Origin of the sequence: Mucilaginibacter pocheonensis, assembly GCF_031456535.1 — a bacterium.
GTDB classification, from domain to species: Bacteria; Bacteroidota; Bacteroidia; order Sphingobacteriales; family Sphingobacteriaceae; genus Mucilaginibacter; species Mucilaginibacter pocheonensis.
The window spans coordinates 247069-273003 of the sequence record NZ_JAVDUU010000001.1; the positions used below are offsets into that span (position 1 = coordinate 247069).

Genomic DNA, 25935 nt, shown 5'->3' on the forward strand with positions numbered 1-25935 from the left:
ACGCGTGGATAATTATTTAGATTCTTCAAACTCCTCAATTAATTCCTTTTTGCTCAGTATATAGTCAATATCATCATAACCGTTGGTCATACAGGCTTTTTTGTAAGGATTAACCTCAAATGTTTCCTGTTCGCCAGTGGCTACAATTTTAATGAACTGGTCAACCAGATCAATTTCAACTACCGCGTTATGGTCTGCATATACCGCGTCAAAAATTTTCTTCAGGAACGCTTCGCTCACCTGCACAGGCAATAAGCCATTATTTAACGCATTGCCTTTAAATATATCGGCAAAAAAGCTGCTTACTACGGCGTCAAAACCATAGTCGGCAATAGCCCAGGCAGCGTGCTCACGGCTGCTGCCGCAACCAAAGTTTTTACCGGCAACCAGTATTTTGCCACTAAAATTTGGATTGTTGAGCACAAAATCTTCTTTGGCATTATCATTCTCATCAAAACGCCAGTCGCGAAACAGATTATTGCCAAAACCTTCGCGGGTAGTAGCTTTCAAAAAACGAGCGGGAATGATCTGGTCCGTATCGATATTTTCGATAGGCAAAGGAACCACGCTGGTTTGTATATGTTTAAATATTTTGGTTGCCATATTTAGATATGAGATATCAGATATGAGATTGGAGACATGCTTTGGGTAGCCTCAAATCCCACATCTATTTAAACTAATTCTTTCTCTTTCAAAAATTCCCTTATATCCGTTACCCTGCCAGTAATTGCCGATGCCGCTGCTGTTAGCGGGCTGGCTAAGAAGGTGCGGGAGTTTGGTCCCTGGCGCCCTTCAAAATTACGGTTGGAGGTGGATACACAATATTTACCCGCAGGTATCTTGTCTTCATTCATGCCCAGGCATGCGCTGCATCCCGGTTCGCGAAGCGGAAATCCGGCTTCGTTAAATATCTTATCAAGGCCTTCGCGGATAGCCTGTTCCTGTACCTGTTTTGATCCGGGAACTACCCACACGGTAACGTTGTCTGCCTTGTGCTTTCCTTTTACAAATTCGGCTACCTGGCGCAGATCTTCAATGCGCGAGTTGGTACAGCTGCCAATGAATACATAATCAATTGGTTTACCCAATAACTGTTCGTCATCATGCAGGCCCATATAATCAAGGGCTTTTTTGTATGATCCCTGTTCTTTTGCTTCAAAGGAAGCAGTTTCAGGAACGTGTTGTGTAACACCAATGCCCATACCCGGATTTGTTCCGTAGGTTATCATTGGCTCAATATCTTCGGCTTTAAAGGATAATACTTCATCAAACTGCGCATCCGCGTCAGAGTATAAAGTTTTCCAGTAAGCTAATGCTTTATCCCACTCTTCGCCTTTTGGGGCAAATTCGCGGCCTTTAACATAATTAAAAGTTGTTTCGTCGGGAGCAATCAAACCGCAGCGAGCACCCATTTCAATGCTCATGTTACAGATGGTCATCCGGCCTTCCATACTTAACGACCGAATGGTATCGCCAGCATATTCTACAGCATAACCTGTACCGCCGGCGGCAGAGATCTTTGAAATAATATAAAGGATAATATCCTTTGCGCCCACGCCTTTTTGCAGGCTGCCGTTAACCTCAATTTTCATTCGCTTGGGGCGCGATTGCAGCAAACATTGAGTAGCCATTACCTGTTCCACCTGTGACGTGCCTATACCAAACGCAATGGCACCAAAGGCGCCGTGTGTTGAAGTATGACTGTCGCCGCAAACATAAGTGCCACCCGGGCGGGTAATGCCCAGCTCGGGCCCTATAACGTGTACTATGCCCTGGAAAGGATGCCCCAGGCCATACAGCTCAATGCCAAATTCAGCACAATTTTTGGTGAGCATATCAACCTGGTAGCGTGAAAGTTCTTCTTTTATGGGAAGGTGCTGATCAATGGTAGGAACGTTATGATCGGCTGTGGCCACTGTTTGTTTGGGCCTGAAAACCGGTAAACCTCTTTTGCGCAAACCATCAAATGCCTGCGGACTGGTTACCTCATGTATGAAATGTGTGTCGATGTATAAAATATCAGGAAAACCCTCGTTGCTGCTGACGACGTGTGCATCCCAAATCTTATCAAATAATGTTTGTCCCATGGTGTTATGTAATTTTTTAAATATGTCATTGCGAGGAACGAAGCAATCGCGAACCCTGCATTGGTTAAGCATAGTTTGCGATTGCCACGCTACGCCCGCAATGACATGTGGCTTGGGGGCTTTCGCCTTACCTTTCGGTTTTCACCTATCCCTTATGCTTCTACAGCCTGGTTTTCAGGGCGTAAGCTGCGTACAGTTTTACCTGCCTGCCATAATTCGCTGTCGCGTAATTCTTTTAATTCCGCATCAAGTTTTTCGCGGTAATCAGGCTGGCTGTTTGAATCAATTGAACGTTGTGATTCTTTACCGGTAGCAACGCTTTCATATAATTCTTCAAATACCGGTTTGGTAGCGTCACGGAATTTTTTCCACCAATCCAATGCACCGCGTTGTGCTGTTGTTGAACAGTTGGCGTACATCCAGTCCATGCCGTTTTCAGCAACCAGTGGCATTAATGATTGGGTTAATTCTTCAACAGTTTCGTTAAAGGCCTCAGAAGGTGAATGACCTTTGCTGCGCAATACATCATACTGAGCTGCAAAAATACCCTGGATACAACCCATAAGTGTACCACGCTCACCGGTTAAATCGCTGTAAACTTCTTTTTTGAAGTTGGTTTCAAACAGGTAACCGCTGCCTACAGCAATACCCAATGAAATTACACGTTCAAATGCCTTACCTGTTGCATCCTGGAAAATAGCGTAGCTTGAATTTAAGCCGCGGCCCTGTAAAAACATACGGCGTAATGAAGTGCCTGATCCTTTAGGAGCAACTAAAAATACATCAACATCAGCAGGGGGCACAATGCCGGTTTGCTCATTAAAAGTGATACCAAAACCATGAGAAAAGTATAATGCTTTGCCCGGGGTTAAGTGTTTTTTAACAGTTGGCCACAATGCAATCTGGGCTGCATCGCTTAATAAGTAGCAAATTACAGTTCCTTTTTCAAGAGCTTCTTCAATTTCAAAAAGTGTTTCGCCAGGTACAAAGCCATCACTTACCGCTTTATCCCAGGTTTTAGTGCCTTTACGCTGACCAACAATTACATTAATGCCATTGTCTTTTTGGTTTAATGCCTGACCCGGACCCTGAACGCCATAGCCAATTACTGCTACAACTTCGTCTTTTAGTACTTCCTGAGCTTTTGATAAAGGGAACTCCTCGCGGGTTACTACATTTTCTTCGGTACCGCCGAAATTTAATTTTGCCATTGTTTTGTTTTTATTTGATGATTACGCCAGTTTTTTAATTTTTACTGGTGTTGTTTTATTTAAAGTTTTATAATTAATTACGCTTAATAGCTAACTTTTAGTGTTTACCTACATTGTAAATACCTTTTGCCCCTGGTTAAGGTATTCGTTCTCTATCACATCCTCGCCAGGTTCAAGCCTTTCAAATTCGCGCAGTTTGCGGTTAAAGCCATCGCTATCTTTAATAATGGCCACACGCGCGCTGCGTACAAATTCTATCAGGCCGTAAGGTTGCAATATGCTGATCAGGTTATCGGTTTCCTCGCGGTGACCGGTGGTTTCAAATACGGTATAGTCCTTGCGCAATACCACCACACGGGCTCCGTTTTCGCGCAGCAGGCGTTCAACACTTACCTTTTCGGCAATAACATCAGTTGATACCTTATATAACGCTAATTCCTGCCATATAACGTCCTCATTTGTATGGTAATATACCTTTAAAACCTCCACCTGCTTTTCTATCTGGCGGGTGAGCTTACGTACAACCTCTTCCGACTCATTGATCACAATATTAAAACGGTGAATGCTCTCTATTTCTGATGGAGAAGTATTCAAACTGTCAATATTGATTTTTCGGCGTGTAAATATAATAGCTATCCGGCTTAATAAACCAATTTGGTTTTCGGTATAAACCGTTATGTTGAATTCCTGTTTCTCTGTATCTTGATTGCTCATGACTGATATTGTTAAATTTGGTGACCTTATTTAAGCCGTATTTCGCTTACACTACATCCTTGCGGAACCATCGGGAACACATTGTTCTCTTTGGTAACCATTACCTCTAAAAGGAATGAACCTTTGCTGTTCAGCAATTCATTTAATGCCGAAGGAAGTTCGGTACGGTTATCAATCCTTTTTCCCGGGATATTGTATGCGGATGCCAATGTTACAAAATCAGGGCTTTGAATATCAACAAATGAGTAACGGCGTTCATTAAATAATTCCTGCCATTGCCTAACCATTCCCAGGAAACGGTTATTCAGGATAATGATCTTTACATCAACGCCGCATTGCATAATGGTACCCAGTTCCTGAAGTGTCATCTGGAAACCGCCGTCGCCAATAATGGCAACAACCGTGCGGTCCTGAGCGCCAAATTTAGCGCCTATGGCAGCAGGCAGGGCAAAACCCATAGTACCTAAACCACCGCTGGTAACGTTGCTGCGTGTATTATTGAATTTGGCATAACGGCAGGCTACCATTTGGTGCTGGCCCACATCGCTCACAATAACAGCTTCGCCTTTGGTAATGTCGTTCAGTTGTTTGATAACCTCGCCCATGGTCATTTCGGGCGTGGTTGGGTTTAATTCGGTATGAATTACGGCTTCAACCTCCTGCCTGGTATAATCATTGAATTTATTGATCCATTCGGTATGCTTCTTTTGCGTTATCGCGTTGGTTAGCAATGGCAGGGTTTCTTTACAGTCGCCCCATACCGGCACGGTTGATTTTACGTTCTTGTCGATCTCGGCCGGGTCAATATCCAGGTGGATCACTTTGGCTTGCTTGGCATATTTATCCAGGCGACCGGTTACACGGTCATCAAAACGCATACCGATAGCAATAAGCACATCACACTCATTAGTTAATACATTGGGGCCGTAATTGCCATGCATGCCCAGCATACCCACATTTTGCGGATGATCTGTTGGGATGGCGCCCGCTCCTAAAATGGTCCAGGCAGCAGGGATGCCGCTTTTTTCAATAAAGGCTTTAAATTCCTGCTCGGCACTGCCCAATATTACACCCTGTCCCCAAATAACAAACGGCTTTTTAGCCTGATCTATCAGTTCGGCAGCTTCCTGTATGTATTGCGTGCGCACTATAGGTTTTGGCCTGTAGCTGCGGATATGATTGCAGGGAGTATATCCCTGATAACTGAATTTTTGTATCTGAGCGTTTTTGGTAATATCAATTAATACCGGACCGGGCCTGCCGCTTTTGGCGATGTAAAAGGCCTTCGCCAGTACTTCAGGGATCTCCGTAGCATCGGTTATTTGGTAGTTCCATTTGGTTACCGGTGTGGTGATATTGATCACGTCGGTTTCCTGGAAAGCGTCAGTTCCTAAAAGATGCGCAAATACCTGCCCGGTAATACATACCAGAGGAGTGCTATCTATCTGTGCGTCGGCCAAACCGGTAACCAGGTTAGTAGCACCTGGGCCGCTGGTTGCGAATACAACACCAACTTTGCCTGATGTGCGTGCGTAACCTTGCCCGGCATGGATACCACCCTGTTCATGACGGACCAGGATGTGGTTCAGTTTATCATTATAATCAAACAAAGCATCATAGATGGGCATGATAGCGCCACCCGGGTAGCCAAAGATGGTATCAACACCTTCAACAATTAATGCCTCCAATAATGCTACTGATCCTGAAACTTCTACCGCTGTTGTTGGAGCGGGTGTAGTTAATGTTTCCTGTGCAACTTCCATAGTGTTGGGTATTATGTTGTATGTTTATTGTGTTACGTAGTACGTTTTACGGTATACGTTTTATTTTATTAATAATTTTAACAGTGTATTGCCTTACGGCATTTCGTCGGTAACGCAGCCTTCGGCGGCCGTAGTTACGGTTTTGGCATAGCGATATAACACACCCTTGGTAACCTTCAGCGCCGGTTGTTGCCATGCGGCACGGCGTGCGGCTATTTCCTCGTTTGACAGCACTACATTTATGGTGTTGGCAACAGCGTCTATCTCAATTACGTCTTCGTCTTTAACAATCGCTATCAACCCGCCATCAAAAGCCTCGGGTGTGATGTGACCGACGACGAAGCCATGCGTACCGCCGCTAAAGCGTCCATCTGTGATCAATGCAACTGAACTACCCAGGCCTGCGCCAAAAATGGCCGAGGTTGGTTTTAGCATCTCGGGCATGCCCGGTGCGCCTTTAGGGCCAACGTTGCGTATTACCACAACATCGCCTTTTTGCACACGGCCGCTCTGGATGCCGTGGATCAGCTCAAACTCGCCGTCAAATACCCGGGCAGGACCGGTAAAGCGTTCACCCTCTTTACCGCTGATCTTGGCAACGCTGCCGCCTTCGGCAAGGTTTCCGTACAGAATCTGTAAGTGACCTGTAGCTTTGATAGGGTTTTCAGTTGGTTTAATGATGTTTTGGGTGTCAAAATTCAGTGATGGTACATCCGCCAGGTTTTCGGCAATGGTTTTGCCCGTAACGGTAAGGCAATCGCCATGCAGCCAGCCTTGCTCCAGGCAGTATTTCATTACAGCCGGAACACCACCAACGTTGTGCAGGTCTTCCATCATGTATTTACCGCTTGGTTTCATATCGGCCAGTACCGGAATGCGGTTACTTATTGCCTGAAAATCATCCTGGGTTAATTTTACATCAACGCTTTTGGCCATTGCAATAAGGTGCAATACCGCGTTGGTTGAACCGCCCAATACCATAATTATTACAATGGCATTTTCAAATGCCTCGCGGGTCATGATGTCTGACGGTTTAATATCTTTCTCTAACAATATCTTTATTGCTTTACCAGCGGCAAGGCACTCCGCTTTTTTATCTTCGCTTAGCGCGGGGTTTGATGATGAGTAAGGCAAGCTCATACCCAATGCCTCGATAGCCGCGGCCATGGTATTAGCAGTATAAACACCACCGCAAGCACCGGCGCTTGGGCATGCGTTTTTAATTACGCCCATAAAATCAACATCATCTATCTGGCCGGCTATTTTTTTACCCAAAGCCTCAAATGCTGATACAATGTTCAGGTCTTCGCCTTTCCAATGACCGGGTTTAATAGTACCGCCGTATACCATAATTGACGGACGGTTTAAACGGCCCATAGCCATAATTGAACCGGGCATATTTTTATCGCAGCCGGGCAGGGTAATTAAACCATCATAATACTGAGCGCCGGTAACAGCTTCAATAGAGTCGGCAATAATATCGCGGCTCACTAATGAGTAGCGCATGCCTTCGGTACCGTTGCTCATGCCATCACTTACACCAATAGTGTGGAATATTAAACCCACCATATCCTCATCCCATATACCTTGTTTAACAAGCTTTGCCAAATCATTCAGGTGCATGTTGCAGGTGTTGCCATCATACCCCATACTTGCCACACCAACCTGAGCTTTGCGCATATCATCGTCGGTTAAACCAATACCATAAAGCATGGCCTGCGCGGCCGGCTGGGTTGGATCCTGGGTGAAAGTTTTGCTATACTTATTCAATTCTATAGCCGCTGTAGTATCTGATGATGAACTCATTTTATTGTATATGATAGACTAATTTGTAAATAATTTTGCTTGTTGATCCTGGTTTATCTGACCTATGCGAATCAGTATCTGTAAGGTAGATATAGCGGCAAAGAATAACAATAGCCGAAATGAAAAACTTGAAAAAAGTATTTTATTTTGATTTTTTCATTTATAACAAATTTAATTCCTATTTATATGTAAATATAGGAATAATAAATTGCATGAAATATACCAAAGTTCAAAACGGTATTCGGTACATATTTTATGCATGCATAGTAAGTTGTCAATTTTCTTCCTGAAACGGCCGAAACTCGCTTAAAAGTTGTTAAAAAAGTCTGCTATGTTCCACCTAACCCGGGGGCTTAAATCTATCGTTTTACTTTATAATATTTCCTTGAAATGGAGCTCCAATTAACTTTAGTTGTAAGCGGGTAAAAAATCGGTTCATTTTGTTCAGTGCTTAAGTAGTTTTACTGCACAGGGTTTCGTTGTAAAATACTCACCGAAAAAAACAGCAAAAAAAAACGCCCGGGGGTTATACCCGGACGTTTCTTATAAATATTGGGTATAAGTTTATTTGTGCTGAATGCCTTCAGCCAGAATAATCACTTTGTTGTCTAAAACCTCAACAACACCGCCTTTAATAAAAAAAACTTCTTCTTTAGCAGCGCTACCGCCACGCACGGTTAGCTTACCATCCTGTAAAGTAGAGATGATAGGGGCGTGGTGGTTTAATATTTCAAATAATCCCAAAGCACCCGGAACGGTTACCGATGTGGCTTCGCCCTCGTATACTTTTTTATCGGGTGTAAGAATTTCTAATGTCATGTTTGATTAGATTTGAGATGTTAGATATGAGATTTGAGACGAAGCGCCTCTGTTCACAGATCTTATCTCTTGTTTTTAGTATGAGATATGAAAATTGAAAGGTGAATCTCAAATTTCATATCTCAAATCTCATATCTATTTAAGCGTTGGCTTCTGCTAACAGCTTTTTGCCTTTTTCAATGGCATCTTCAATGCTTCCAACCAGGTTGAAGGCTGCCTCAGGATACTCATCAACTTCGCCATCCATGATCATGTTGAAACCTTTAATGGTTTCTTTGATGTCAACCAAAACACCTTTTAAACCGGTGAATTGCTCGGCCACGTGGAATGGTTGCGACAAGAAACGCTGAACGCGGCGTGCGCGGGATACAACCAGTTTATCTTCTTCTGATAACTCGTCCATTCCCAGGATCGCGATGATATCCTGCAGTTCTTTATAACGTTGTAAAGTTTCTTTAACACGCTGAGCAGTATTGTAATGCTCGTCGCCCAAAATAGCAGGGCTAAGGATACGTGATGTAGAATCCAGAGGATCCACAGCAGGATAAATACCCAACTCGGCAATTTTACGTGAAAGTACGGTAGTAGCATCTAAGTGGGCAAATGTTGTTGCCGGTGCAGGGTCAGTTAAGTCATCCGCAGGCACGTAAACCGCTTGTACGGAAGTAATTGAACCGCGTTTTGTTGAAGTGATACGCTCTTGCATGGTACCCATTTCTGTTGCCAGCGTTGGCTGGTAACCTACTGCCGATGGCATACGGCCCAATAACGCTGATACTTCAGAACCAGCTTGTGTAAAGCGGAAAATGTTATCAATAAAGAAAAGGATATCACGGCCTTTACCATCTTCTTCGCCATCACGGAAATACTCAGCAATGGTTAGTCCTGATAAAGCCACACGTGCACGCGCACCTGGAGGCTCGTTCATCTGACCGAACACGAAAGTTGCCTTGGAGTCTTTTAAAGCTTCGTTATCCACTTTTGACAGATCCCATCCGCCTTCTTCCATAGAATGCATAAATGCATCGCCATATTTTATAATGCCTGATTCAAGCATCTCACGTAAAAGGTCATTACCCTCACGTGTACGCTCGCCAACACCCGCAAATACCGATAAACCGGCGTAAGCTTTTGCAATGTTGTTGATCAGTTCCTGGATCAATACAGTTTTACCAACACCGGCACCACCAAACAAACCGATTTTACCACCTTTTACATAAGGCTCTAACAGATCGATAACTTTGATACCAGTAAACAATACTTCGGTTTCGGTTGACAGATCTTCAAAACGAGGAGGAGTATTGTGAATAGGACGGCCATTGGCTTTATCTAAATCAGTTATACCGTCAATAGCATCACCTACTACGTTAAATACACGGCCTTTGATATTTTCGCCAACGGGCATTTTAATAGCTGATTCGGTATCCAAAACTTTCATGCCGCGTAGCAATCCGTCAGTTGAATCCATCGCGATCGCGCGTACACGATCTTCGCCTAAATGCTGTTGAACTTCTAAAATGATTTTTTGGCCATTATCTTTCGTGATCTCTAACGCGTCATAAATTTTAGGAAGATGAGCGTCATCAGCGAAACTTACGTCAACTACCGGACCAATGATCCGTGATATTTTTCCAATGTTTGGCATATATAACCTGGTGTTTTAAAGAATTTTTCCTGAAATAGTTGTAACTAATAAACTATAAGATGCTATTTCAGAGGCGCAAAGTTAAGATTTCTATCCAAATATTTAAATACCAAAGTCAACATTTTTATATGATATTTTCTGCACGCTTATTTTACCCTTTTTAATGCTCAAAACTGAGTATAATTTTGCCAATATGCGCGCTGCTTTCCATTAGCTCATGGGCTTTGGCAGCTTCTTCGGCTTTAAAAATGGTGTGTATCACAGGCTTTATAACACCTGATGCCAACAACGGCCAAATGGTTTTTTGTAAATTTTGAGCGATATTCCCTTTAAACGCGGTATCTCTTGCACGTAAAGTTGAGCCGGTAATAACCAACCTTTTCATCATGACCAATCCCAGGTCAACCTGTACGTCTTTACCTTTCATTGTATTGATCATCACCAGCCTGCCCTCAGGGGCAAGTGCCCGCAGATTTCCGGGCGTATAGTCGCCGCCTATCATATCCAATATCACATTAACGCCTTTGCCCCCGGTTAGCTGCTCAATAACGGTGCTGAAGTTTTCTGTTTTATAGTTAATGGCCCTCGCAGCGCCCAATTGTTCGCAAAAGCGGCATTTTTCGTCAGACCCGGCGGTAACATACACGGTATGCCCCAATGCTTTTGCCATTTGAATAGCCGTTACCCCTATACCGCTTGAGCCGCCGTGAACAAGCAGCGCCTCCTTATCCTTTAAATTACCGCGATCAAACACATTGCTCCAAACGGTAAAAAATGTTTCGGGCAGGGAGGCGGCTTCTATAAATGAAAGTCCGGGTGGTATGGGCAGGCATTGGGCCGCGGGCGCGCTGCAGTATTCGGCGTAACCGCCGCCGGCCACCAGGGCGCAAATATTATCGCCTGTTTTCCAGTTGGTTACGCTGGTTCCGGTTTCTACAATAGTGCCGGCAATTTCCAACCCGGGGATATCCTGTACCACACCCGCAGGTGGCGGATATTTACCTTCGCGCTGTTTTATATCGGGCCGGTTCACACCCGCCGCCATCACCTTGATCAATACCTCGTTCGCGGCACAATTTGGCCTGGGCCTTTCGGCTATTTGCAGAACGGAGGGAGCGCCGGGTTGAGTTATAACAACTGCTTTCATGGTTGTAAACTTAAAACTTTTTAAAGTTCGAATTTTAACATACATGAGCCCGAAATGTTATTAAAAAACTGTTAAAAAGCCGGTAAAAAGTATTCAAATAAATCAATTTTAACACTTTTTTAATCGCTTTTTATGGGTTTTAAAAGTGATGTTTTAATAACAGTATTTTTGGGTCTGTTATTCATTTTTTAAACTATCAACCGGGTTAGCCATTGCCGCTTTCACCGACTGAAAACTTATCGTAATAAAAGCAATAATTACTGTTGCCAAAGCTGTAACTACAAATACCCACCATTGAACATTTTGCCGGTAGGCAAATTCCTGCAGCCATTTATTCATGAGCAGCCAGGCCAATGGCGCGGCGATTAAAAATGAAACAAGTACCAGTTTTATAAAATCTTTAGAAAGCATGGCCACAATGGCGGATACACTTGCACCCAATACCTTGCGGATGCCTATTTCCTTATTGCGCTGCTCGGCAGCATAAGCAGCCAGGCTAAATAAACCTAAACAGGCAATTATTACTGCCAGCGTGGTAAATATTAAAAATAAGGTGCCTGTGCGCTGTTCTGTGCGGTAGGCTGCGTCAAAGTCGGCATCCATAAAGGAGTATTCAAAATGCTCATTGGGGTTCAGGTTTTTCCACATTTGTTTTATCTGTGGCACAAACGACTGGAAATTGGCGGTGTTCACCCTGATGCTTAACGCGCCGTTATCGGGTGCAAGAAACATGACCACCGGCGTAATGTTTTCGCGCAGGGAATTAAAATTGAAATCTTTTACAATGCCTAATACGCGGTATTCCTGCGAACCCTTTGGCGTTGGGCGGTAAACTTTTTTTGTTAAAGGATCATTATAGTAGCCCAGCATTTTTGCTGCGGCCTCATTAATAAGTACGCCTGATGAATCTGTACCGAAAGCCTTCGAAAAATTACGGCCTTTTATTACTTTCATGCCCATGGTGCTTAAATAATCCTCATCAACGTTCCATATCTCGGTAAACAGCGCGCTTTTGGGATCAGCGGCCTGGCTTGAAAATACGGCATCGGGCGCCCGGTTGCTTTTGGTAGGTAAAAAGCCGCTTAACGTGGCATTTAATACCCCCGGCAATTGTTTAACCTGCTGCTGTAAAATTTTGGCCTGCTTGCCTAAAACCTGCGCGTTTTTTACAATGAGCACCTGGTTGCGGTTAAAACCCATATCCCGGCTTTGTATATAATGCAACTGGTTGTAAATTACCACCGTGCCAACAATCAGGAATATGGATATAGAGAATTGAAATACGACCAGGAAGTTACGCAGTTTGCTGCCTTTGAACCCGGCTGACAATTTACCTTTCAAAACATCGGCCGGCTGAAACGCCGAAAGAAAAAAGGCGGGATATGACCCGGCAAGTATGCCTATTGCCAAAACAATAATTATCAGCACAGGCAACAGCCACATGGCTATTTGCGGGGTAATGGATAGGTTTTTATTGGCTACCTCATTAAACAAAGGAAGCAATGCCCATGCAGCCAGCACCGCTGCTATTGTTGCTATTAACGTTACCAGTACCGACTCGGTAAGAAATTGTTTGATCAGGCTTGCGCGGGATGAGCCCATTACTTTGCGTACGCCAACCTCACGAGCGCGGTTTGCCGACCGCGCGGTAGATATATTCATGAAATTAATGCAGGCCAGCAATAATATAAATAAGGCTACCGCGCTAAATATATAAATATATTGTATGCTGCTGTTGGCGCCCAGCTCGTACTGCCTGTTGCTTCGCAGATGGATATCAGTAAGCGGTGTTAAGTTCATGCGTACATAATCACCATGCTTTTCCATTACATCCAGGTTATTAGCGGCATTATTGGCCATGCCGTTAAAAGTGCGTTTAACCATGGCTGGCAGACGGGCTGTTAAAGTTTGAGGGCTTGCATTGGGTTTAAGCAATATATAAGTGCTTACCACATAGTTTAGCCAGTTTTGGCTTTTGTCTTCGGCCTTGGAGGCCATGGATAAAAAGAAATCGAAATTAAAATGTGATGCCGAAGGAATGTCTTTTATTACACCGGTTATTTTATAATTATTGGTGTTGTTTATTACCAATGTTTTGCCAATTACCTGTGTGCTGTTAAAATACCTTTTGGCGGTCGATTCGGTAATTACGGCCGTATTTGGCGCCTTGAGGGCGGTTTTAGGGTCGCCAGCCATCATAGGCAAGGTAAAAATGCTAAAGATACCCGGGTCACTGTATGCTACCCTGTCTTCCTGTATGTTTTCGCTGCCCTTTTTTATGCGCACGCCAACATCGTGCAAAAGCCTGGTCGCGCTTTCAACTTCCGGAAAATCATTAACCAGAGTAGCCGCCAGCGGCGGCGGGGTAATGGCGTATGATGAGGCATTGCCTCCAAATTTAATATCCGTATTTACCCGGTATATACGGCGGACATTGGTGTTGTAATGGTCATAGCTTAATTCATCGGTTACGTAAAATACAATGAGCATGGAAACGGCCAGCCCCATGGCCAGGCCCAGAATGTTAACGGCGGTAACACCTTTGTTTTTTAAAAGGCTTTTAAAGGCGAGTTTGATGAAGCTTTTAATCATGGCAGGAGGTTTTTTTGACGGGTTGTAAACTATTGATAAGCAGGATGTTTATAGTTACGAATTTAAGCGTTTACCCTGTTCGCAGATGTTAAATAAAGTTAAACAGGAATTGCTTAACCACGAAGATATTCTTCGCCCTGCTGAGCGCTGACTTTTCTATTGAAAAAGATCTTCACTCCGTTCAGTATGAAAAAGCGGGGATAAATATGAAAGTCTTGTCATTCTGAGCGATAGCCAAGAATCTTCTTAGCCGTGCCCGTGCCGACTTGCTATTGAAGAAGATACTTCACTCCGTGCAGCATGACAAAGTGTGGATAAACATAAAAGCCTTGTCATTCTGAGCGATAGCGAAGAATCTTCTTCGCCCTGTCAAGAGCAGGCTTTTCTATTGAAGAAGATGCTTCACTCCGTTCAGCATGACAAAACGGGGATAAATATAATAGCCTTGTCATCATGAGCGATAGCGAAGAATCTTCTTCGCCCAGCCCGTGCCGACTTTCTATTGAAGAAGGTGCTTCATTCCGTTCAGCATGACAAAGTGGGGATAAATATAAAAGTCTTGTCATCCTGAGCGATAGCGAAGGATCTTCTTCGCCAGGCTAAACGCTGGATACCCATAGAGGGCCGGCCTGTCACCCTGAGCTTGTCGAAGGGCGCGCGCAGAGGCCTTTCCCCGCTATCCTTCGACAAGCTCAGGACGACAGCCCTTTTTTGTGTCATTCCACTTTCAAAGTCCGCGGATTTTAAAACTCAGGATGACAAATACGTTTCTAACGCGACATGGGTATCTATAGCGAAGGATGATTAAGCAGGACCCAATCCGGAGTTAGTTATTTTCCGGTTACCACCTTTATGGTGTGGTCAAACATCAGCGTATCGCCCTGCCAGCCCTGATGACCGGGGATAACGTATTTGATGTCTCTGAACTTATTTTTTAACCGATCAACTGATAATGGCCATTCGGCTATGTTGGCATCGCCTATGAAGCCGCGCGAATCTGTATCCATGCTTTTGATAAAGCAGCCGCCAAACAATACCTTGCTTTTTGGCAGCCATACCACTATGTTATCCCTGGTATGGCCCTCGCCGGGGAAATAGGTTTGTACCGTTTCGCCGCCGACTTTAAAAACGGTGTCTTTGGCGAAGGTGAATTGCGGTTGTTTCTGGCGGTTTTGTTTGGCCAGCTGTTTGGTTAATACGCTGGTATAAGTTTTAATACCGTTCTTTTTCAGCAGGTCAAGACCTGCGGTACGGTCGCTGTGAAAATGGGTTGAAATGCAAAGGGCAATATTTTGATGATAACGTTGCTTTAAAGTGTCAATCAATTGTTGCGTTTGGTTTTCATCCCAGGGGGTATCTATCAATACAATACCGGCAGGTGTTACCACATACAGGCCATTAGCCGGGAAAGGCGTTTTATCATCGGGCAAGCCATAAGAAATATATACATAAACGTTACCTGTTAAATGCCGGGTACTGAGGCGGAAGGGCTTGGTTTGGCCCCGGGTATAAGCGGATAAAAGCATTAAAGCAGCAAACAGTATATATTTCATGCCTCAAAATTATTAAAACATGTTTATCAATTGAATATTTCGAATAATGAATTAACGGGTAAAAGCATTCTTCATTTTATTGAAACGCGGTAAAAAATTATGGCTGGAATAACAATTAATTACCTGCCGATTACCATTTACAAGCGGTATTTATTTTTATTTGCAGCAAAGAAATAAACTATGTCATTACAACCAGGCCAAAAGGCACCCGAATTTATATTAGTATCATCATCCTTAAAAAGCGTATCGCTGGCCGATTTTAAAGGCCGTAAAGTAGTTTTACATTTTTTTCCTTTAGCATTTACAGGCGTTTGTACCACGCAGTTGTGTGCCATGCGCGATAATTTTGGTTATTACGATGGCTTAAACGCTACTATTTTAGGTATATCTGTTGATTCGCCTTTTACACTTGCAAAGTTTAAGGAAGAGAACAATTATCAGTTTGATCTGCTGTCTGATTTTAACAAACAGGTATCGGCCGCCTTCGGTGCGTTGTATGATGAGTTTGTTTTAGGCCTAAAAGGGGTATCAAAGCGGGCCGCGTTTGTGATTGACGAGAACCAGGAAATTATTTATGCCGAAGTATTGGAAGATGCCGGCCAGTTGCCTGATTTTGCGGCTATCGCCGAAATTGTAAAGTAGGGCGTGGGTTGATGAGGCGTGCAAGTGATTAAACAGGAGTCGCTTAGTAATCACCAGATCAACCATTTGGCGGTTTATAAAAATTAAATCAGAAAGATATTTGAAAAAAGTTTGCAACGGATGGGTAAAAATTCTATTTTTGCAGTCCGTTTCAAAAAGCACTCGTAGCTCAATTGGATAGAGCATCTGACTACGGATCAGAAGGTTAGGGGTTCGACTCCCTTCGAGTGCACCAAACGTTAAGCCTTTCTGTGTTGTACCGAAAGGCTTTTAATTTATTAAGAGCATGCTAAATCTGGTATTGTTTGGTCCTCCCGGAGCGGGAAAAGGGACTCAGTCGCAAAAGCTTATTGAAAAACACGGTTTGATACACCTTTCAACAGGCGACCTTTTACGCGGCGAAATTGCACAGGGAACAAAGCTTGGTTTAGAAGCAAAGAAACTGATGGATGAGGGGATGCTGGTTCCGGATGAGGTAGTTATAGGCATGATCAGCAATAAGCTGGATGCCAATAAAGATGCCCAGGGGTTCATATTTGACGGCTTTCCGCGGACTGTTGCACAGGCCGAAGCACTGGATAATTTACTGAAAAGCAAAAGTTCGGCCATATCAGGTATGATTGCGCTTGAGGTTGATGATGATGAGCTGGAGAGACGTTTGTTGCACCGTGGTAAAGAATCGGGCAGGCCTGATGATGCCAACCCTGAGGTGATCCGTAAGCGTATCAAAGAATACAATGATAAAACGGCCCCCGTTGCCGGTTTTTATAAAAAACAGGAAAAGTTTAAAAGTATAAACGGTATAGGCTCAATTGACCAGATATATGGTGCTATTGATGCTGTTATTGAAACATACTAACTATTGGAGGGTTTCGGATTTCGGATGTTCGATTCCGGAATTAAAACTTTGGATTTTGAGTATCCCGAACTAAAAATCCAAAATCGAACATCCGAAGTCTGAAATCAAAAATTATGTCGCAGGGTTCCAATTTTGTTGATTATGTGAAGATCTGTTGCCGCTCTGGCCACGGAGGGGCGGGCTCTACCCATTTGCACCGCGATAAATTTACGGCCAAAGGCGGTCCTGACGGCGGCGATGGCGGCAGGGGCGGGCATGTTATTGTAAAAGGTAACGCGCAACTGTGGACACTGTTACACCTTAAATTCCGTAAACATGTAATTGCCGGCGACGGAGAGTCGGGCGGCAGCTCGCTCAGAAGCGGTAAAACCGGGCGTGATGAGATATTGGAAGTGCCGCTGGGCACTATTGCCAAAAATGCGGAAACAGGTGAGGTGCTGTTTGAAATAACCAACGACGGCGAAACAAAAATATTAACCGATGGTGGTCGCGGCGGGCTGGGAAACTGGCATTTTAAAACGCCAACGCTGCAAACCCCTCGTTTTTCGCAGCCGGGCGAAGAAGGTAAAGAAGAGTGGAATGTACTGGAACTAAAGATACTGGCCGATGTGGGTTTGGTAGGTTTCCCCAATGCGGGTAAATCAACTTTGCTGTCAGTAGTATCGGCGGCCAAGCCAGAAATAGCTGATTATGCTTTTACTACCATTGTACCCAACCTGGGTATCGTGTCATATCGCAATAACCGTTCGTTTGTAATGGCCGATATTCCGGGCATTATTGAAGGGGCCTCACAGGGAAAAGGATTAGGGTTTAGGTTTTTAAGGCATATTGAGCGCAACTCGGTATTGCTGTTCATGGTGCCTGCCGATACCACCCGCACGATAAAAGAAGAATATGATATATTGCTGAACGAATTAAAGCAATACAATCCCGAACTGGCTCATAAACCGCGCGTTTTGGCCGTTACCAAATCAGATATGCTGGATGATGAACTGCAGGCCGAAATGAAAAAAGAACTGCCGGCTGGTATTCCATCGGTATTTATATCGTCAGTAGCGCAAAAAAATATTGATGCTTTAAAGGACCTGCTTTGGACCGAGATCAATAAGTAACCTCACTTAGCCGAATACAGCACATAATCATTACTTAGCATTTCCATCTTGAACCCGGTGTAATCCGGAAAGCATTTTCGTATAATGTTTGATTTTGGGCCCATATAGCTCGCAGGAAGTAAAATAAATATTGGCCCTGCGTGGCCATGATGTACATAGCTGTCGTAATCAATGGCAATGTCGTCATCAATAGGGTCCAACGTAACAATACGGTTGTGGTTTATCTCCAGGCCCAGGTCGGGGCTTACAAATACAAAAATAGCGTTGTTGGTTTTCCGGTCAAGGTCGGTAATATAGTTTAGCGATGCCTGGTCAATAAATATTTGCGCCAGGCCCGAGCTGCCTCTTGCAGTAATTTTATTTTGCTGAAAGCCCAGCACAAAATAAGTAAAGCTTAAAAAAGCGGTTGCCAGGCAAATAAAGCTAAAAGCCGCTCTCATGGTAAGGTTACTTTTGCTTGCCAGGTACACAACGCCGGGAGTTATCAACAGGCCTATAAGGCGCAGGTGCCTTGCTTCGTATGATATATTGGCCTGGCGTAAAAAGTTATAGCTAAAAAATGCTACCGAAACCGAATAAAAAACAATAACCGTCAAAGTATAATTCTTCGCGGGTATTCTGCGTACAATATTGATAACCAGTAAAATACTCAGTATTGCCGATAGCTGCAGGGTGATTATGGACCAGAACCGGTTAATCATAACGGCATCATCATGATATATTAAACCGTTTACTATATCATCAACAGAAAAGCCTGCCAGCACGGGCGAGGCCAGCGGAAAGCTAAAAGTTTCCCATGTTAACTTTATGCCAAGGCCCTCTGATGCCGGGTTTTGACCTTTTGACAGGTAAAAAACATATATCGTAGCCAATGATAATATGGCTGGTATACCTATCCAGAATCCCTTTTTTATCCAGCCCCAAATATCGGGCTGCCCCATTGATAATTTGAGCCATAAATAAATGCAGCCCGCGCCGAACATCCATAAAAAAGATGATTTACAAAAAAAACCAAAGCAGCCCGAAAGCAGCAGGAATACGACAAGTTTCCACCCGGTTTTGTCAATAGCTGCACAGCCATACAGGAACCATCCCGCAAAACCAAAAATTAAAACCTCGCCGCCGTTGTAAAAAATATAGGGAACAACAAAGGCTTGCTGGCAGGCAATAACCGCTACGCTCACAGCGGCGATGACGGGGGTAAAGCCCGCTTTGCGGAAAAAGGAATAAAAACCGGCTATCCCCAGCAGGGTAAAAAAGGTTGAAGTAACCGCCGACGACTGACCAATATTAATACCGAAAAGCGACTGGAAGAAATAAGGAACCAGGTATTGCCCCGGCGACCACCATGATAAAAACTCGGTATAATTTTTAGCGATATCAGACGGATCGGGCTTTACGGCCATGTTGAAACCTCCGCCCATCTGCATTTTGCGCAATACCTGAAAACCCCAGCACGAGTCAGGAAAAATGGATGCAGGATATATAAAGATCATTACACCCAGTATTATTACTATTGTAGCTAAAACGGCAAGTATAATTTGATGGGTACCGGGTTTTTTAAATGGCATATATCTAATTAATCGAAATTTTTTAAACTAACGTGTTTGCGGTCGAATGGTTTAACGCTGATCGGAAAAAAACTTGTTGTTGCCCAGAAACCGCTCACCCTCATCTGCATAACACATTTTTTCTCTCCGCTAAACACATTAAACTATTACGTCGATGTTGCGTTCACGAACCTTTATGGCCGGGTTACCCTGGTAAACACTATAAGGTTCAAGGTCGCGTGTGGCTACCGATCCGCTGGTAAGCACCGCGTGGCTTGCCGCGGTTATCCCGGGGGTTACAATAGCGCCCGCGCCTATCCATACTCCATCCTCCAAAGTTAGCTCTTTAGTTATCAGGTTAAAAGCGGTGCTTTTATAGTTATGACTGCCGGTAAGCAGCACCGCTCCCTGCGACAGGCATACGTGCGCGCCTATGTGTATGTTAACCAGGCTGTCTATCCATACATTTTCGCCAACCCAGGTTTGATCGCCAATGCTTAAAAACCAGGGGTATTTTATATTTACACATGGTTTTATGGTTACGTTTTTACCGATTTTTGCGCCGAATGAACGCAATAAAAATACTTTGAACCTGCTGGATGGGATGGTGCTGGTTTTTAAAAAGATGGCATTTAAATAATACCATAAAAATCTTTTCAAGGCGTTTCCTCCCGGATGGAATGGATAATTGTTATAGGTGGACAGGTCGGTTTTATGCATGTTTATTAGTGGCCCGGTCTTTATGTTTAACCCAAAAGTAAAGGCTTATCATGATCAGTATGTAAAGAACGATGTTGAAGATGGTATGATGATCAACTATTTTACCGGCCTTTTTGTTCCAAAACAATACCAATAAAATAAACCGTAGAATGTTTAAAACTTCAATGGTAACAATACCTCCCAGTATAAAAGCGATCCTGGCTTTTAATGATGCCGGGTAAGCTATAACAAAAGCCGCGAAAAAACTGATGAGCCCAAAACCCAGGCAGGAATAAACCAGGCGGATAGCGCCCCGGCCGGCAACAAGCAAGTCATTTTGATTTGTAATGGCTGTAAACCCCATTAAATTAAGCAATTGTTTGCAGCAACTAAGCAGAAGTGAGCGGAGCGCCTGTATGTAGTTTAAATGGTTGGCTAAAAACGCATTATAATGATTGCCGGGACTGGTGAGCCCAAAAAATAAAATGTTGAAATAATAAAAGGCAAGAAACAACAGCAAGAACCTCAAAACAAATTTAACCGCCGAATTTTGATGCGCCCCAGTTTGTGCCTGCAGCTGTTTACTTTTTATGATCTCGTCAATTTTTACATCTACTATCAGCCTGAACCAAAAGGCCTGTAAAAAATGAAAAATTATGCCTGTACGGCCGTCAAGCACCCCAAGCTGGAACACCATACGGTATATAAAGTAAAAAAAAGGGCGTATATACCGTGGCAATTGCCACCACAATTGTTTAAGCCAGGCCGTACGTTCATCGGGCGAACCCAGCAGGTTAGGTTTAAGCGTTTGCTGCCGTAGGTTTTGCATCCGCTCAACCTCTTCGCGCGCCAGCAGATCGCTGTAACGGTTATGCTTGTCTATCCAGAAGGAGATATTATTCTCCTTTAAATTTTCTTCAATAATATGACCTTGTTTCCAAATCACGGTTTTACCGGGAACGATAAACCTGTGATCCATGTTTTCATTCAGGTCTGAATACCCGGCATTATACCTGAACATTTTAAGCAGATAAAAAGGATAATACCCGCCATGCTTTATCCACCTGCCTTTAAAGAAGTTTTTCCGGTTAAAGTAAATGCCATTAACATGCTGATGGTCTTCGTCCTTAAAATTTGTAAGCAGTTGTTTAAGTTCAGGTGTAACCACCTGGTCGGCATCAAGGCAAATAACCCAGGGTGTTTGGATATCAAAATTCCGCAGCGCGAAATCCCATTGTTTGGGGTGATTTTCAAAAGTGTGCTGCAGGAGGGTAGCGCCGGCTTGTTGAGCAATGCTGACCGTATGATCTGTACTGCCGGAATCAAGTATAAAAACCGGGGCGTTTAACCCCGTAATTGATGCCAGTAAACGCGGCAAATGATGCTCTTCGTTATAAGTAAGTATAATGAAAGAATAGGTCGCGCTCAATTTAAGGTTGATTTAATGATCATTGATTTCCAGCAATAAGGAATATTTCCGCAGCCTTTAAAACCTACAACGCTAAAACCTGCTTTAGTTAAAGCGCCGGTAAGTGTTTTTCTGGACCATAGTTTAATGTGCCCTCCCGTCCAGAGTGGATCCATATGGGTATCCCATTTGTTAAAAATGCTTAGTAAAAGATTTTTTAAATATCCGTGGTATGGTGTAGTTATAATTAACTGTCCGCCGGGTTTTAGCTGTTGCCTGCAAAAGGTAATAAATGTTTCGGGGTTATATAAATGCTCAATAACCTCTGTTGATATGATGGTATCAAACGGAACACCCTGCAATTGTGGCGGCAAAGCATCTGATGAAAGATCCTGAACAAAAAAACGACCCGGATTGGTTCTGCCGGCAATAGCTATACCTTTTTCAGATGCATCGGTACCGTATGCGTTATATCCCTGTTCAATTAAATAGTTTGCCAGATAACCGTTGCCGCAGCCTAAATCAAGTATATAACGGTTATCTGTTTGGTTAAGCATGGAAAGCAGCGGCTGCAGTGTGTATTTAAACGCATGGCAGGCATTGTTATCAGTATATCCATAATCCTGGTATGCACTCATATTGATATAATTTGCTGATACATGTCAAGGTATTGTTTGGTAAGACCGTCTTCATCAAAATCACAGCGTATGGCTGTGGGGGTTGTGCTCCTTATCTGTTGCAGACGGTTTTGTTCATGCTGCGCTATATTTTCAATAGCATCGCTTATTGATTGCGGATCATGCTGGCATACCCAACCAAAATTATTTTTTCTGATATAACCGGCTAAGCCAACACCTTCGCTTACCAATACCGCGGTACCAACGCTCAGGCTTTCTATTACCGCATTGCCGAAGTTTTCGTCGTATGATGGCAGTACAAAAAGATGATGCTGGCGCAGGAGCTCAAATTTGGTTTCGTTTACAAAACCGGCCCAGGTTATTTTATGCTGAATGTTATAGGTTATAGCTAATAATTTTAAGTGGTCAATATAGTCCTCATTGCCGGTACCTGCAATAGTAAGGTGAAATGAAACTTTAACCGTGCTGAGCGCACGAAACAGGATATCCAATCCTTTTTTTTCTTCTATCCGCGAAAAAAAGATCAGTTTGAAAGTTTCCGATACGGGTTTCTCCGTTGATTGACGAGGGGCCGGTAGCTTTACAAAATTTGGTATATTGATAATACTTTTAGCGCCAAACGTATTAACCGCTTCGCTTTCCCTGTTTGATGTTACATGAAAATGGCATCTTTTTAACAATGGTTTCCCCAATATACTATGAATGACAGACTTGATGCCCCTGTTTTTATTGTTAAAGGAATAGGGGCTTAAAGTGCCCCTTGCCGAAACTATTACAGGTACCTTATGCCATAAGGCTATAAGACATGAAAAAACGGAAACCAGGTTCCACCAGGCATGGATATGAACGGCATCATATTCTTTAGCGGTTTTCCATACTGTTTTTAGCAGGGCTGGCGAAAAGTGCGTATGGTCTTTAGTAATGCGTTTGAAATAGGTTACCGTTACGCCATCAATATTAACAGGTTCATCGGCCAATATATCAAGTTCATTTACGCCGTTGGCGGTAGTTGTGTATACATGAACAGGGCAGCCGGTTTTTACCAATTGTTCGCAAAGCATGGCAACTGACATTGTTGGCCCCCCGTATATGTAGGCAGGTTTATATGCTGCCGAAACCTGTAATACTTTCAAACCTCTTTTAAAATATTTGCCGATGTTAATATTTTGTGGACGGCCAGCATGGTAAAATAACTCCAGAAAATGGAATTGATCAAAAACTCGAAACTGAGCCCCCGCCAAAATACCTGAAATAACCCGCTGAAAATAAGCGCGGTACCCAAAATATACCCTCCGAAAAGTGTTTCTGCTTTTTGGGCTATTAGCTGGGCAATGGCGCCGTAAGCAAACAAGCATAAAAATATGCCCACAGCACCGCCCGAAAGGTAGGCGTCTACCACAAAAGCGGGTTTTGCCGAAACGTTTGACAGCCGGTTAATTACACCTGCATCATAGACCCGTTCCATGATCAGATCTTCGGTGCTGGGTTTTCCCGGCCAGAATACGCGCGGGATAATAGCCATTCCTGATTGCTTAAATAAGGTAAAACCATAGTAGCCCACCTGCTGCGGAGTTGATTGTACAAACTTGGTAAACATATCAATTTCGCTTAACCGGTTAACTAAAAAGCCCCAGTTTGAATCGTCATCTTCATTGTTATTATTTAATGTGGCCTCTAACGCCAGCTGGCCGGCCTCATCGGCATTAGTATCGCCAGACCAGGCATTTTGTCTGAAAACCCTGTTGTAGGTGGGCAAAAGTATAAACAACAGGAGCAGCATGGGGACAAAAGTAAAGGCAATTAGTTTTTTATAGCTGGGATACAAAAAAACGCCAAGCACCAGCACGCTGATAATTATAGGCTCCTTAAACCCTGAAATGAGCGACTGATAAAAGTTAAACATATAAAACCCAAGACATATCAATGTGTTGCCCGGCTTTTTTAACGGGATGGCAAATGCCAGTGCCAATGTGCCCGCTATAAAACTAAGCGAATTTAACTGGTAGTAAAATTGTGATAAACCGGGGATCTTTAAAAACAGGATAGAAACCGGAAAACTGATCACTGCAAATACCAACAACAGGTTGGCCAGTTTCTCAATCTCGGTATAATACCGCTTTTTAACCGGATAATCCATAAAAACCAGGATGCCTAAAGCAAGGGCCGCGTGGGCTAAGCAATAATAACGCTGGCACTGCGCGGTGAGCTGCAGCTTTTCCTGATCAACAAGCGTGTAACTTGTTTTTACAAAGTCTTCATAGCCCATTACATCCATAAAGTAAAATATGGATGTACAAGCCATATACCCGGCAAAAATTATCTGCACCAAAAAAATTGGCCGCATTAATTGCTCGGCTACGCCTCTGTCTGCAGGAATGGGTTTAACCCACCCGCTCAAGGTTAAAACAAATATAAGGAACGAACCCAACCAGGCTATAAAATAGGAAAGCACCGGGTCGCCACTCAATAGAAGGGAAAGTGCCCAGGGTAAAAATAGTACTATAAAACGCTCTAAAGGAGGCTGGTCAGTTTGCATTGATGGTCTTTAGTCTGTTTATTATAGCAGCAACTTGCACGTCAAAGTTCCAGCAGGCTATTTGTTTTTTTGCATTAATGCCTAAGGTTTTTAATTGGGGCCTGTCATTGATAAGCACCCTTAGTTTTTTGGTAATATCCGATAAATTTTCTGAATCAAAAACATCACCGGTAAAACCAGGTATTACCAGATCGACAGCACAGCCCACCTTGTTTGATACCAATACAGGCCTTCCCGCCGCCATAGCCTCATTTACGGCAAGCCCCCATGTTTCACCCGGCCCTTTTGAGGGCAAACAAAATAAATCACAAGCCTGATAAATTGCAGGCATTGCTAACTGATTTTGAAAACTCATGAAATGGATGTTTTTCCCGGCACTGGCCTGGGTCTTTAACGGAGTTTCCAGGATGCCATCGCCAACAAACAATAAATGTATGCCGGGCTCGCTTAAGGTTAAAAACGCATTCAGCAGTATCATCGGCGATTTTTTCTCTTCAAACTTACCGGCAAATAGCACCAGGACATCACCGTCCGCAATGCCTAAGCTTTGTCTTAATTTTAAAGCTTCATCGTTATTTTTGGCGGCAAAGCGGTTGTTATCAACGGCATGCGGCGCAAAGGTTAGGTGCTCATCCGCCAGTCCGTGTTTTTTGAAATAGGCTTTATTATTGGTGCCAACATAAAAAGCATAGTCAATGTGGCGATAAACCCATCTCAACAAAACAGATCGTAAAAATGATTTGATCCCATTTGGTACATCAAGCAGGGTTGAATCGCCCCTGAAATAAACCGGCAGCTTGTTTTTATAATAACGCATCACCTTAAAATGGCTTTGAAAAGCCCACCCAAAAACAAGCAGGGCATTGGGTTGCCAAAGGTTAATGCAATCAATTAGTTCGGGATTAACAACCCCACTGAAATGATGCGTACCCGGATCAGCAGACGTATTTTTTACCCATTCATAATCGTACCCCTGTAGCAATGGAACATCCCAGTTGATATTTTTTCCAAAACCGGGATCAAACTTGTCTTTAGCTTTTTCGCCCCAGGTATAAAATACCCTGATACTGACACCCGGCTGTTCATTTAACAGCTTAAAAACCGGCGCGTAATATTGTATAGGATGCGTGGTTATAATGGCTAAGCGCATAAAA

21 protein-coding genes and 1 tRNA gene are annotated in these 25935 nt (G+C 43.5%); 4 read left to right on the top strand and 18 right to left on the bottom strand.

From position 1 onward, the window contains the following. Positions 1–12: 12 nt before the first annotated feature. The 11 genes from leuD to bla form a co-directional block, all read right to left on the bottom strand. Positions 13–603 carry a 3-isopropylmalate dehydratase small subunit gene (gene leuD / locus J2W55_RS01035; protein WP_310090966.1) on the bottom strand — a complete coding sequence of 197 codons (591 nt, stop codon included), beginning with the start codon at positions 601–603 and terminating at the stop codon, positions 13–15. A 68-nt stretch (positions 604–671) separates the two neighbouring features. Then, the gene (gene leuC / locus J2W55_RS01040; protein ID WP_310090968.1) at positions 672–2087 is read right to left on the bottom strand and encodes a 3-isopropylmalate dehydratase large subunit; all 1416 of its coding nucleotides are present in this window, start codon (positions 2085–2087) and stop codon (positions 672–674) included. A 152-nt stretch (positions 2088–2239) separates the two neighbouring features. After that, the gene (gene ilvC, locus J2W55_RS01045; RefSeq protein WP_310090970.1) at positions 2240–3298 is read right to left on the bottom strand and encodes a ketol-acid reductoisomerase; all 1059 of its coding nucleotides are present in this window, start codon (positions 3296–3298) and stop codon (positions 2240–2242) included. 108 nt (positions 3299–3406) lie between these two features. Then, positions 3407–4012 carry an acetolactate synthase small subunit gene (gene ilvN, locus J2W55_RS01050; RefSeq protein WP_310090972.1) on the bottom strand — a complete coding sequence of 202 codons (606 nt, stop codon included), beginning with the start codon at positions 4010–4012 and terminating at the stop codon, positions 3407–3409. 26 nt (positions 4013–4038) lie between these two features. Next, a complete protein-coding gene (ilvB, locus tag J2W55_RS01055) occupies positions 4039–5775 on the bottom strand; it encodes a biosynthetic-type acetolactate synthase large subunit (RefSeq protein ID WP_310090974.1) in 1737 nt (578 codons plus the stop codon). A 93-nt stretch (positions 5776–5868) separates the two neighbouring features. Beyond that, positions 5869–7581, bottom strand: coding sequence for a dihydroxy-acid dehydratase (gene ilvD / locus J2W55_RS01060; protein WP_310090976.1), 1713 nt, complete (start codon positions 7579–7581; stop codon positions 5869–5871). A 564-nt stretch (positions 7582–8145) separates the two neighbouring features. Next, positions 8146–8400, bottom strand: coding sequence for an ATP synthase F1 subunit epsilon (gene atpC, locus J2W55_RS01065; RefSeq protein ID WP_310090979.1), 255 nt, complete (start codon positions 8398–8400; stop codon positions 8146–8148). Between the two features lie 139 nt (positions 8401–8539). Next, positions 8540–10045: a F0F1 ATP synthase subunit beta gene (atpD, locus tag J2W55_RS01070; protein ID WP_310090981.1), complete on the bottom strand. Its 1506-nt coding sequence runs from the start codon at positions 10043–10045 to the stop codon at positions 8540–8542. 160 nt (positions 10046–10205) lie between these two features. Beyond that, positions 10206–11192 (bottom strand): NAD(P)H-quinone oxidoreductase, encoded by a 987-nt coding sequence (locus J2W55_RS01075; protein WP_310090983.1) that lies wholly within the window; start codon positions 11190–11192, stop codon positions 10206–10208. A gap of 177 nt (positions 11193–11369) precedes the next feature. After that, positions 11370–13784: an ABC transporter permease gene (locus tag J2W55_RS01080; protein ID WP_310090985.1), complete on the bottom strand. Its 2415-nt coding sequence runs from the start codon at positions 13782–13784 to the stop codon at positions 11370–11372. Positions 13785–14614: 830 nt separating this feature from the next. Then, complete coding sequence (gene bla / locus J2W55_RS01085; protein WP_310090987.1) at positions 14615–15337, bottom strand: subclass B1 metallo-beta-lactamase; 723 nt, start codon at positions 15335–15337, stop codon at positions 14615–14617. Positions 15338–15517: 180 nt separating this feature from the next. On the opposite strand from bla, the gene J2W55_RS01090 reads away from it, so the two are divergent. From J2W55_RS01090 to obgE, 4 genes are all read left to right on the top strand, one after another. Then, complete coding sequence (locus tag J2W55_RS01090; RefSeq protein WP_310090989.1) at positions 15518–15979, top strand: redoxin domain-containing protein; 462 nt, start codon at positions 15518–15520, stop codon at positions 15977–15979. A gap of 158 nt (positions 15980–16137) precedes the next feature. Continuing rightward, positions 16138–16214, top strand: a tRNA-Arg gene (locus J2W55_RS01095). 51 nt (positions 16215–16265) lie between these two features. Beyond that, a complete protein-coding gene (locus tag J2W55_RS01100) occupies positions 16266–16838 on the top strand; it encodes an adenylate kinase (protein ID WP_310090991.1) in 573 nt (190 codons plus the stop codon). A 113-nt stretch (positions 16839–16951) separates the two neighbouring features. Next, the gene (gene obgE / locus J2W55_RS01105; RefSeq protein WP_310090993.1) at positions 16952–17950 is read left to right on the top strand and encodes a GTPase ObgE; all 999 of its coding nucleotides are present in this window, start codon (positions 16952–16954) and stop codon (positions 17948–17950) included. Between the two features lie 2 nt (positions 17951–17952). Here obgE and J2W55_RS01110 read toward each other — a convergent pair whose 3' ends face one another. The 7 genes from J2W55_RS01110 to J2W55_RS01140 all read right to left on the bottom strand — a co-directional run bounded on the left by J2W55_RS01110 (position 17953) and on the right by J2W55_RS01140 (position 25931). Further along, complete coding sequence (locus J2W55_RS01110) at positions 17953–19521, bottom strand: hypothetical protein (RefSeq protein WP_310090995.1); 1569 nt, start codon at positions 19519–19521, stop codon at positions 17953–17955. 138 nt (positions 19522–19659) lie between these two features. Continuing rightward, positions 19660–20220 (bottom strand): WcaF family extracellular polysaccharide biosynthesis acetyltransferase, encoded by a 561-nt coding sequence (locus J2W55_RS01115; protein WP_310090997.1) that lies wholly within the window; start codon positions 20218–20220, stop codon positions 19660–19662. Then, the gene (xrtY, locus tag J2W55_RS01120; protein ID WP_310091000.1) at positions 20213–21628 is read right to left on the bottom strand and encodes an exosortase Y; all 1416 of its coding nucleotides are present in this window, start codon (positions 21626–21628) and stop codon (positions 20213–20215) included. The genes J2W55_RS01115 and xrtY overlap by 8 nt, the downstream gene beginning before the upstream one ends. Further along, on the bottom strand, positions 21625–22245 hold the full coding sequence (locus J2W55_RS01125; RefSeq protein ID WP_310091003.1) for a class I SAM-dependent methyltransferase: 621 nt from the start codon (positions 22243–22245) through the stop codon (positions 21625–21627). The genes xrtY and J2W55_RS01125 overlap by 4 nt, the downstream gene beginning before the upstream one ends. Next, positions 22242–23378: an XrtY-associated glycosyltransferase XYAG1 gene (locus J2W55_RS01130; protein ID WP_310091005.1), complete on the bottom strand. Its 1137-nt coding sequence runs from the start codon at positions 23376–23378 to the stop codon at positions 22242–22244. Before J2W55_RS01130 ends, J2W55_RS01125 begins: the two co-directional genes overlap by 4 nt. Continuing rightward, positions 23375–24781, bottom strand: a complete 1407-nt coding sequence (locus tag J2W55_RS01135) for an exosortase Y-associated Wzy-like protein (RefSeq protein ID WP_310091007.1) — start codon at positions 24779–24781, stop codon at positions 23375–23377. Before J2W55_RS01135 ends, J2W55_RS01130 begins: the two co-directional genes overlap by 4 nt. Continuing rightward, complete coding sequence (locus tag J2W55_RS01140; protein WP_310091010.1) at positions 24771–25931, bottom strand: glycosyltransferase family 4 protein; 1161 nt, start codon at positions 25929–25931, stop codon at positions 24771–24773. Before J2W55_RS01140 ends, J2W55_RS01135 begins: the two co-directional genes overlap by 11 nt. Between the last annotated feature and the right edge of the window lie 4 nt (positions 25932–25935).

What these genes read in the sequence shown, in the direction of transcription:
- leuD (WP_310090966.1), bottom strand. Translation starts at nt 603, where the DNA reads ATGGCAACCAAAATATTTAAACATATACAAACCAGCGTGGTTCCTTTG.
- leuC (WP_310090968.1), bottom strand. Translation starts at nt 2,087, where the DNA reads ATGGGACAAACATTATTTGATAAGATTTGGGATGCACACGTCGTCAGC.
- ilvC (WP_310090970.1), bottom strand. Translation starts at nt 3,298, where the DNA reads ATGGCAAAATTAAATTTCGGCGGTACCGAAGAAAATGTAGTAACCCGC.
- ilvN (WP_310090972.1), bottom strand. Translation starts at nt 4,012, where the DNA reads ATGAGCAATCAAGATACAGAGAAACAGGAATTCAACATAACGGTTTAT.
- ilvB (WP_310090974.1), bottom strand. Translation starts at nt 5,775, where the DNA reads ATGGAAGTTGCACAGGAAACATTAACTACACCCGCTCCAACAACAGCG.
- ilvD (WP_310090976.1), bottom strand. Translation starts at nt 7,581, where the DNA reads ATGAGTTCATCATCAGATACTACAGCGGCTATAGAATTGAATAAGTAT.
- atpC (WP_310090979.1), bottom strand. Translation starts at nt 8,400, where the DNA reads ATGACATTAGAAATTCTTACACCCGATAAAAAAGTATACGAGGGCGAA.
- atpD (WP_310090981.1), bottom strand. Translation starts at nt 10,045, where the DNA reads ATGCCAAACATTGGAAAAATATCACGGATCATTGGTCCGGTAGTTGAC.
- J2W55_RS01075 (WP_310090983.1), bottom strand. Translation starts at nt 11,192, where the DNA reads ATGAAAGCAGTTGTTATAACTCAACCCGGCGCTCCCTCCGTTCTGCAA.
- J2W55_RS01080 (WP_310090985.1), bottom strand. Translation starts at nt 13,784, where the DNA reads ATGATTAAAAGCTTCATCAAACTCGCCTTTAAAAGCCTTTTAAAAAAC.
- bla (WP_310090987.1), bottom strand. Translation starts at nt 15,337, where the DNA reads ATGAAATATATACTGTTTGCTGCTTTAATGCTTTTATCCGCTTATACC.
- J2W55_RS01090 (WP_310090989.1), top strand. Translation starts at nt 15,518, where the DNA reads ATGTCATTACAACCAGGCCAAAAGGCACCCGAATTTATATTAGTATCA.
- J2W55_RS01100 (WP_310090991.1), top strand. Translation starts at nt 16,266, where the DNA reads ATGCTAAATCTGGTATTGTTTGGTCCTCCCGGAGCGGGAAAAGGGACT.
- obgE (WP_310090993.1), top strand. Translation starts at nt 16,952, where the DNA reads ATGTCGCAGGGTTCCAATTTTGTTGATTATGTGAAGATCTGTTGCCGC.
- J2W55_RS01110 (WP_310090995.1), bottom strand. Translation starts at nt 19,521, where the DNA reads ATGCCATTTAAAAAACCCGGTACCCATCAAATTATACTTGCCGTTTTA.
- J2W55_RS01115 (WP_310090997.1), bottom strand. Translation starts at nt 20,220, where the DNA reads ATGCATAAAACCGACCTGTCCACCTATAACAATTATCCATTCCATCCG.
- J2W55_RS01125 (WP_310091003.1), bottom strand. Translation starts at nt 22,245, where the DNA reads ATGAGTGCATACCAGGATTATGGATATACTGATAACAATGCCTGCCAT.
- J2W55_RS01135 (WP_310091007.1), bottom strand. Translation starts at nt 24,781, where the DNA reads ATGCAAACTGACCAGCCTCCTTTAGAGCGTTTTATAGTACTATTTTTA.
- J2W55_RS01140 (WP_310091010.1), bottom strand. Translation starts at nt 25,931, where the DNA reads ATGCGCTTAGCCATTATAACCACGCATCCTATACAATATTACGCGCCG.